The sequence below is a fragment of the Streptomyces sp. NPDC023838 genome (genome assembly GCF_040639555.1).
Taxonomy (GTDB): domain Bacteria; phylum Actinomycetota; class Actinomycetes; order Streptomycetales; family Streptomycetaceae; genus Streptomyces.
This window is the reverse complement of record NZ_JBFAAD010000008.1, coordinates 256,412-264,363: the sequence shown is the minus strand read 5'-3', so window position 1 is coordinate 264,363 and position 7,952 is coordinate 256,412. Positions and strand designations below refer to the sequence as shown.

At 71.2% G+C, this 7,952-nt stretch carries 7 protein-coding genes and 1 rRNA gene; 5 read left to right on the top strand and 3 right to left on the bottom strand.

Annotated elements, in window-relative coordinates; translation table 11 throughout:
• Nucleotides 1–105, top strand: a 5S ribosomal RNA gene (gene rrf, locus AB0G17_RS13800); the annotation flags it as partial.
• Nucleotides 106–214: 109 nt separating this feature from the next.
• Here the strand turns inward: rrf and AB0G17_RS13795 are convergent.
• Nucleotides 215–601 (bottom strand): VOC family protein, encoded by a 387-nt coding sequence (locus AB0G17_RS13795; RefSeq protein ID WP_361380586.1) that lies wholly within the window; start codon nt 599–601, stop codon nt 215–217.
• A gap of 79 nt (nt 602–680) precedes the next feature.
• On the opposite strand from AB0G17_RS13795, the gene AB0G17_RS13790 reads away from it, so the two are divergent.
• From AB0G17_RS13790 to AB0G17_RS13780, 3 genes are all read left to right on the top strand, one after another.
• Nucleotides 681–1,316, top strand: coding sequence for a nucleoside/nucleotide kinase family protein (locus tag AB0G17_RS13790; protein WP_361380583.1), 636 nt, complete (start codon nt 681–683; stop codon nt 1,314–1,316).
• An 83-nt stretch (nt 1,317–1,399) separates the two neighbouring features.
• Complete coding sequence (locus AB0G17_RS13785) at nt 1,400–2,359, top strand: hypothetical protein (protein WP_361380580.1); 960 nt, start codon at nt 1,400–1,402, stop codon at nt 2,357–2,359.
• Between the two features lie 76 nt (nt 2,360–2,435).
• Nucleotides 2,436–3,566 (top strand): aminopeptidase P family protein, encoded by a 1,131-nt coding sequence (locus tag AB0G17_RS13780; protein WP_361380577.1) that lies wholly within the window; start codon nt 2,436–2,438, stop codon nt 3,564–3,566.
• A gap of 31 nt (nt 3,567–3,597) precedes the next feature.
• On the opposite strand, the gene treZ is transcribed toward AB0G17_RS13780, so the two are convergent.
• Complete coding sequence (treZ, locus tag AB0G17_RS13775) at nt 3,598–5,346, bottom strand: malto-oligosyltrehalose trehalohydrolase (protein WP_361380574.1); 1,749 nt, start codon at nt 5,344–5,346, stop codon at nt 3,598–3,600.
• Nucleotides 5,347–5,463: 117 nt separating this feature from the next.
• On the opposite strand from treZ, the gene AB0G17_RS13770 reads away from it, so the two are divergent.
• Nucleotides 5,464–6,813: a GH1 family beta-glucosidase gene (locus tag AB0G17_RS13770; protein WP_361380571.1), complete on the top strand. Its 1,350-nt coding sequence runs from the start codon at nt 5,464–5,466 to the stop codon at nt 6,811–6,813.
• 76 nt (nt 6,814–6,889) lie between these two features.
• On the opposite strand, the gene AB0G17_RS13765 is transcribed toward AB0G17_RS13770, so the two are convergent.
• Nucleotides 6,890–7,852, bottom strand: coding sequence for a GNAT family N-acetyltransferase (locus AB0G17_RS13765; protein WP_361380568.1), 963 nt, complete (start codon nt 7,850–7,852; stop codon nt 6,890–6,892).
• Nucleotides 7,853–7,952: the final 100 nt, after the last annotated feature.

Genomic DNA, 7,952 nt, shown 5'->3' with positions numbered 1-7,952 from the left:
AGCGTTAGGGAAACGCCCGGTTACATTCCGAACCCGGAAGCTAAGCCTTTCAGCGCCGATGGTACTGCAGGGGGGACCCTGTGGGAGAGTAGGACGCCGCCGAACAAATTTTGGGAAAAGCCCCGTACCGGATTCCGGTACGGGGCTTTTCTGCGTTCTGGAGCCACATGCGGTCCGGCACCGCATGCTCTTCCGGCACGGATACCGGCCCGCGTCACGCGGGCTGCAGCAGGTCCCAGCGGTTGCCGTAGAGGTCCTGGAAGACCGCGACCGACCCGTACACCTCGTGGCGCGGCTCCTCCAGGAAGCGGACGCCGGCCTTGGTCATCCGGGCGTGGTCGGCAGCGAAGTCCTCCGTGTAGAGGAAGAAGCCGACCCGGCCGCCGGTCTGGGCGCCGACGCTGGCGCTCTCGGCCTCGTTCTTGGCGCGGGCCAGCAGCAGCGACGCGGTGCCGGTGCCGCGCGGGCGGACCACCACCCAGCGGGAGCCGTCCCCGCGGTCGGTGTCCTCGACCAGTTCGAAGCCGAGGACGTCGGTGTAGAAGGCGATGGCCTCGTCGTAGTCGCGGACGACGAGCGTGATCAGGGCGATATGGGACATGGCATGAGGTTATACGTATGACTCCCAGGGCGCCAAGCCGCCACGAATCGATGGTCCGGGCCACGAGAGAATGCCCGGCATGGAGATCGCTGCGCTGAATCGTCTCGTCGAGCGTGCTCGGCTGCTCGCCCTCTCCGGCCGTCGGCGTGTGCTCGGCATCGCCGGGGCGCCCGGCGCCGGGAAGTCCACACTGGCCGGACGGCTGGTGGAGCGGCTCGGCGGGCAGGCGGTGCTCGTCCCGATGGACGGCTTCCACCTTGCCCAGGCCGAACTCGTCCGCCTCGGGCGCGCCGACCGCAAGGGTGCCCCGGACACCTTCGACGCCGCCGGATACGCCGCACTGCTCACCCGGCTGCGCGCGCCGGAGCCCGGCACCGTGGTGTACGCGCCGGCCTTCGACCGTTCGCGCGAGGAGCCGGTCGCCGGGAGCATCCCGATCGATCCCGCCGTCCCGCTCGTCGTCACCGAGGGGAACTACCTCCTGCACGACCAGGGCGGATGGGCACCGGTCAGGTCCCTGCTCGACGAGGTCTGGTTCCTGGAGATCGACGGCGAGGAACGGGTGCGCAGGCTCGTCGAGCGGCACGTGCGGTACGGGAAGGCCCGCCCGTACGCCGAACGGTGGGTCAGGGAATCCGACGAGGCCAACGCGCGCGTGGTGGCAGGTGGCCGGGACCGTGCGGATCTTGTCGTCAGCCAGTTCGGGGCTGGGTAGGCTCGGCCTTCACCGGGCGTGGGAACGGCGTAGGGATCTACCGCGGGGCTACCGTGTGACCCGTGTGACGGAAGGCAGCTGACGTGGGGATATTCCGACGGGGGCCGAAGCGGGACCGGAGCGACGCGCCCCGGGACGCGGAGTTCGGCTATTTCTCGGCCGACGAGGGTTCGCGGTTCCGTGCCCAGGTGCGCGAGGCGTTCGCCGAGCAGGGCCTGGAGGTAACCGTCTACGCGGACTCTGTGAAGGACAGCGGCGGCCGCCGGTTCGGCCTCGCGAACCTCGCGGCGGTGTGCCACAACGACCGCCGTGGGCCCCGCGTGTGGCCGGAACTGATTCGTCGACATGTCGGGATGGTGCTGCGCACCATGGACGGTCCCTCCGCGCTGGATACCCTGCCACCCGAGCAGATCCGCGCCCAGCTCTACCCCCGGGTGATCAGCGAGGCGGGGCTCGATCCGCAGACCTTCAGCTACGCGCGCGGTATCGCACCGGGCCTGTACGAGATCCTCGCGCTCGATCTTCCGGAGAGCGTCATGATGCTCACCGACGAAGCGCTGGAGCCCCTCGGCCGCGTTCCCGACCTGCGCGCCCAGGCCCTGCGCAACCTCAGGCAGCTGCCCGTCGAGTCGCACGAGACCGTCAAGGGTGAGGACGGCATGCGGTTCGAGGTGGTCGTGGGGGACTCGTTCTACACGGCCAGCCGGGTGCTCGCGCTTGACGCCCTGGTGCCGCAGCTCACCGGGCGCGAGCTGACGCGGGACGGCGCCCTGGTCGCCATGCCGTTCCGCCACCAGCTCGCGTTCCACGTGATCCGCGACTCCGGCATGATCCCGGCGCTCAACGCCATGGCGTCCTTCGCGGCGACCGGCTTCGAGGACACGCCCGGCGCCATCAGCCCGTTCGTCTACTGGTGGCGCGACGGCATGCTCACCCAGCTCAGCGACCGGGAGGAAGAGGGCGACGGCCTGCGGATCGTCGTCGGTGACGACTTCCAGGAGCTGTTGGAGCGGCTGGTGGGGGACAGCCAGGAGGGCGCCTGACCGGCGTGCGGGCAGGGCCCGTGCTTTTCCGCCGTCCCGATCGCGTGCCCGTCGGCGTACCGGCAGGATAGGGCTCATGCCCATGACACCTGTTCCCGCGCCCTTCACTGCCGACGACTACCGGGCCAGGATGGCCCGCGCCGCCGAGTCCGCCGCCGATGCCGGACTGGCCGGAGTGCTCGTCGCACCCGGGCCCGACCTGGTCTATCTGACCGGTTATCAGCCGACCGCGATCACCGAGCGGCTGACGGTGCTGGTGCTCGCGGCCGGGCGGGAGCCGGTCCTCGTCGTACCGAAGCTGGAGGCGCCGGACGCCGAGCGCGCCGCCGGGGCCGCGGCCCTCACCTTGCGGGACTGGACCGACGGCACCGACCCGTACGGCGTGACCGCGCCCCTGCTGGACGTGGACGGCCGGTTCGGCGTGAGCGACAACGCCTGGGCGATGCATCTGCTCGGGCTCCAGCAGAAGCTCCCGGGAACGTCCTACGTGGCCCTCACAGAGGCGCTCCCGATGCTGCGGGCGGTCAAGGACGCGCACGAGCTGGCGCGCCTGGAGGCGGCCGGTGAGGCGGCGGACGCGGCGTACGGAGAGATCCTCAAGGTCCGGTTCGCCGGGCGCAGGGAGACGGATGTGGCCGCCGATCTGGCCGCGCTGCTCCTGGAGTTCGGCCATTCGCAGGTGGACTTCACGGTCGTCGGGTCCGGCCCCAACGGCGCCAATCCGCACCACGAGGCGGGCGACCGGACGATCGAGCGCGGCGACATGGTCGTCCTCGACTTCGGCGGCCTCAAGCACGGCTACGGCTCGGACACCACCCGTACCGTCCACGTCGGCGAGCCCGGCGCCGAGGAGCAGCGCGTCCATGACGTCGTACGGGAGGCCCAGCGGGCCGGCTGCGAGGCGGTGAAGCCCGGCGCGGCGTGCCAGGACGTCGACCGTGCGGCGCGCGCGGTGATCGAAGAGGCCGGATACGGCGAGTACTTCATCCACCGCACCGGTCACGGCATCGGCGTCACCACCCATGAGCCGCCCTACATGATCGAGGGCGAGGAACAGCCACTGGTGCCGGGGATGTGCTTCTCCGTCGAGCCGGGGATCTATCTGCCGGGGCGGTTCGGCGTACGGATCGAGGACATCGTGACGGTCACCGAGGACGGCGGGCGCAGCTTCAACAACACCGAGCGCGAGATGGCGCTCGTCGACTAGTCGATGAATCGCCCGGTCGGCCGGGCAGGCGTCAGCTTGCCGGGCCGAGGACCGCGCACGACTCGGGCGGCAGCCGGAACTCGCCGTCCGGGCTCGGCGGTCGCACCGGCTCCCAGGCAGCCAGCACCTGGCAGTTGTTGCGGCCCAGCGGGATCACCGCGGCCTCCTTGCCCAGGTTGACGACGGTCCTGATGTCGCCGCGCCGGAACATCAGCCAGCGGGCATCCTCGTCGTGGACGACCTTGACCGCGGCGATGTCCGGGTCGGTGAGGTCGGGGCGGGCGCGGCGCAGCGCGATCAGCACGCGGTACCAGGCGAGCACGCGCGCGTGGGGCTCCTTCGCCGGCTCGTCCCAGTCCAGACAGGAGCGCGCCCGGGTGGCGGGGTCCTGCGGGTCGGGGATGTCCTCCTCGGCCCAGCCGTGCGCCGCGAACTCCCGCCGCCTGCCCGTACGGACGGCCTCGGCGAGCTCGGGGTCGGGGTGGTCGGTGAAGTACTGCCAGGGCGTGCGGGCGCCCCACTCCTCGCCCATGAAGAGCATCGGCGTGAACGGGCCGGTCAGCACCAGCGCGGCGGCGCAGGCGAGCAGGCCGGGGGAGAGCGTCGCGGAGAGCCGGTCGCCCAGCGCCCTGTTGCCGATCTGGTCATGGGTCTGGGCGTAGCCGAGGAAGCGGTGGGCGGGGATCCTCGTGCGGTCGACGCGCCGTCCGTGGGTGCGGCCGCGGAAGCTCGAATAGGTGCCGTCGTGGAAGAAGACCCGGGTGAGGGTCTTGGCCAGGGCGGCGATCGGGGCGCGCGCGAAGTCGGCGTAGTAGCCCTGGGACTCGCCGGTCAGCGCGGTGTGCAGGGCATGGTGGAAGTCGTCGTTCCACTGGGCGTGCATCCCGAGGCCGTTCTGCGCGCGCGGGGCGGTGGTGCGCGGGTCGCACTGGTCGGACTCGGCGACCAGGAAGAGCGGGCGGCCGAGCTGTACGGAGAGCACGTCGACGGCGGTGGAGAGCTCTTCGAGGAACGGCAACGCGCGCGTGTCGAACAGCGCGTGCACGGCGTCCAGGCGCAGCCCGTCGAGCCGGTAGTCGCGCAGCCAGGCGAGCGCGCTCTCCACGAGGTACGCGCGCACCTCGTCCGACCCCGGCGCGTCCAGGTTGACGGCGGAGCCCCACGGCGTGTGGTGGGTGTCCGTGAAGTACGGGCCGAAGGCCGGGAGGTGGTTGCCGGAGGGGCCGAGGTGGTTGTGGACGACGTCGAGGACGACGCCGAGGCCGTGCGCGTGTGCCGCGTCGACAAATCGTTTCAGCCCTTCGGGGCCGCCGTACGGCTCGTGGACGGCCCAGGGGGCCACTCCGTCGTATCCCCAGCCGTGCCGCCCCGGGAACGGGCACACCGGCATCAGCTCGACATGCGTCACCCCCAGTTCCGCCAAATGGGCGAGACGGGCGGCCGCGGCGTCGAAGGTGCCCTCTGGGGTGTAGGTGCCGATGTGCAGCTCGTAGAGGACCGCGCCGGACAGCCGGCGGCCCTTCCAGGGGTGCTGCCAGGGGAAGCCGTCGTGGTCGACGACGGCGCTGAGGCCGTCCGGGCCGTCCGGCTGGCGGCGCGAGCGGGGGTCGGGCAGGGGGTGGCCCCCGTCCACGACGTACCCGTAGCGGTCGCCGTCCCGGGCCCCGGCCTCGGTCAGCCACCATCCGGTCCGCACCGGGTGCGGCTCCATGTCGTGGGTCGTGCCCTCCAGCTGAAGGGCGACCCGGTCCGCCTGCGGCGCCCACACCTCGAACAACATCCTTGATACCTCCCGTTGCCCGCGCACCGTCAAACCGTGGAACAGGGCATCCATCGTGTGCGGAAGGCCGGATCAAGGTCTGGAGGTTGTGGATACTCGCCATTAAGGTCCGGATCCATGACCCTGCCGCCGTTCCCGCACGGCTTCCTCTGGGGAGCCTCCGCCTCAGCCTTCCAGACCGAGGGAGCAGCCGCAGCCGAGGGAAAGGGCCCCTCCGGCTGGGACGCCTTCGCCGCCGAGCCCGGGCGCATCAAGGACGGCGCCGACGCGTCGAGGGGCACCGGCTTCCACGCGCGCTACCGCGAGGACGTCGCCCTGCTCGCCGGGCTCGGCGCCGGAGCCTTCCGCTTCTCGGTCAGCTGGCCGCGTGTCGTCCCGGGCGGCAGCGGCCCGGTCAACGCGGCGGGGCTCGACTTCTACGACCGCCTCGTCGACGAGCTGTGCGCCCACGGCATCACTCCCGCGCCGACCCTCTACCACTGGGACACCCCGCTGGAGCTGGAGGAGGCGGGCGGCTGGCTCCAGCGTGACACCGCCCACCGGTTCGCCGACTACGCGCGCGTAGTGGCCGAAAGGCTCGCCGACCGCGTCCCCATGTGGATCACCGTCAACGAGCCGGCCGAGGTGACGCTGCTCGGCTACGCGCTCGGCGAGCACGCTCCCGGCAAGAAACTCCTCTTCGACGCCCTTCCAGCCGCCCACCACCAGCTGCTGGCCCACGGACTGGCCGTCGGGGCGCTGCGCGCTGCGGGCGCCCGGAACATAGGCCTCGCTGTCTCGCACACTCCTGTGTGGCCGGCGGGCGAGAGCGAGGAGGACCGTTTCGCCGCCGACCTCTACGACACCATCAGCAACTGGCTCTTCGCGGACCCGGTCCTCACCGGCCGCTACCCCGACGAGAACTTCGCCGCCCTGATGCCGGGTCCGGTCGAGGACGACCTCGCCGTCATCTCGGCTCCGCTCCACTGGTACGGCGTGAACTACTACAACCCCACGCGCGTGGGCGCGCCCGCGCCCGAGGCCGTCGACTCCTTCGCGGGGTTCGCGATGCCCGCCGAACTGCCCTTCGGCATCAGGGAGATCGAGGGGTACGAGACCACCGCCTTCGGCTGGCCGGTCGTCCCGGACGGCCTGCGCGAGATGCTCGTTCAACTGAAGACGCGCTACGGAGACCGGCTGCCACCCGTCTACATCACCGAGAACGGCTGCTCCTACGACGGCATCGAGGACGCCGCCCGCATCCGCTACCTGGACGGGCACCTGCGCGCCTTGCACCGCGCCATGGCCGAAGGCGTGGACGTGCGCGGCTACTTCGTGTGGTCCCTCACCGACAACATCGAGTGGATCGAGGGCGCCGCACAGCGCTTCGGTCTGGTCCATGTCGACTATCCCACGCTGCGGCGCACCCCGAAGGACTCCTACCGGTGGTACCGGGACGTGATCCGGGCCCAGCGGGCCGCCGACTGAGTCCGGAGAATCGTTTCAGTCGACTGAGCTCGGTGAGACGTTTCGGCTGTCCCCCGGCCGGACCATGAGAGAGGGTTCAGCCGTCGCTCGGCCACACCATGTTGATCGCGCACCCGAAGGTCACGTACCCCGCGCGCGCGAAGGCGTTCGCCATCGGCACGTTGCCGAAGTCCGTAGCGGCGCGGATGCGCGGGACGTCCTGCGCGGCCAGGATGCGCGTGCCCTCGGCCAGGATGTCGTCGATGTAGCCGTGGCCGCGGTGGGCGGGCAGGACGCCGATGTACGCGATGATCGGGTGGTAGTTGTTGCGTGCCGGGATGACGAAGCCGACCGGGCCGCCGCCGTCCGGGAGTTCGGCTATGCGCCACCACTCCCGAGGTGTCCGGTACGTCGCGAACTCCTCCTCGTACATCAGCTCCGCCGACGCGCGCGGTGTCATCGTCCGCAGTTCCGTACGGCTGTGCTCGTCGAGCGTGCCCTCCAGGACCAGCGTCATCAGCGAGAGCAGTTCCTCGCGGTCGGTCGCCGGGCGGAACACGAGCCGCGTGGACGGGGCGGGGACCGGAGCCCCCGGACGCCACTCCAGACGCAGGCGCTCGACCAGAAGCCGCGCACCGGTCTCGGCCAGGATGTTCATCCGGGTCTCGACGACCTCGCGCGCGTGGGGGTCCTCGCGCCAGTCGCCGGGCGTGAAGCGGCCGTACTCCGGGCGCGGGGCCCCGGCCGGGATCACCGCGGCCGTCGCGGTCTCCAGGAGCTTCAGACCGATGGCGTGGCGCTCGGTGGGCGGCAGCGAGTCGTCGACGTCGAAGAAGTCGAGCGTGTACGGGACTTCGTGGTCCGGTGGCGTCCACCAGGAGAGGCGGGCCAGCACCCGGTCCCCGCGCAGCGCCACCCACATCCATGCGGGCAGTCGGCGGCCGGTGGCCAGGTCGTCCTCGACCTCGTGGTCGAGGACGTAGGAGAGCTGCTGGAAGAGCCCGAGTTCCTCGGGCCCGGCGAGCGGACGGAAGGTGATGTCCGACGCGGATGACGTCAAGGGGTTCCCCTCATCGGCGGTAACAGTGGCCAGACCGTAGCAATTGCGCGCGGCCGTCCGACACGGGTTTTCCTCGCAGGTCAGGAGGCGGCACGGGGAA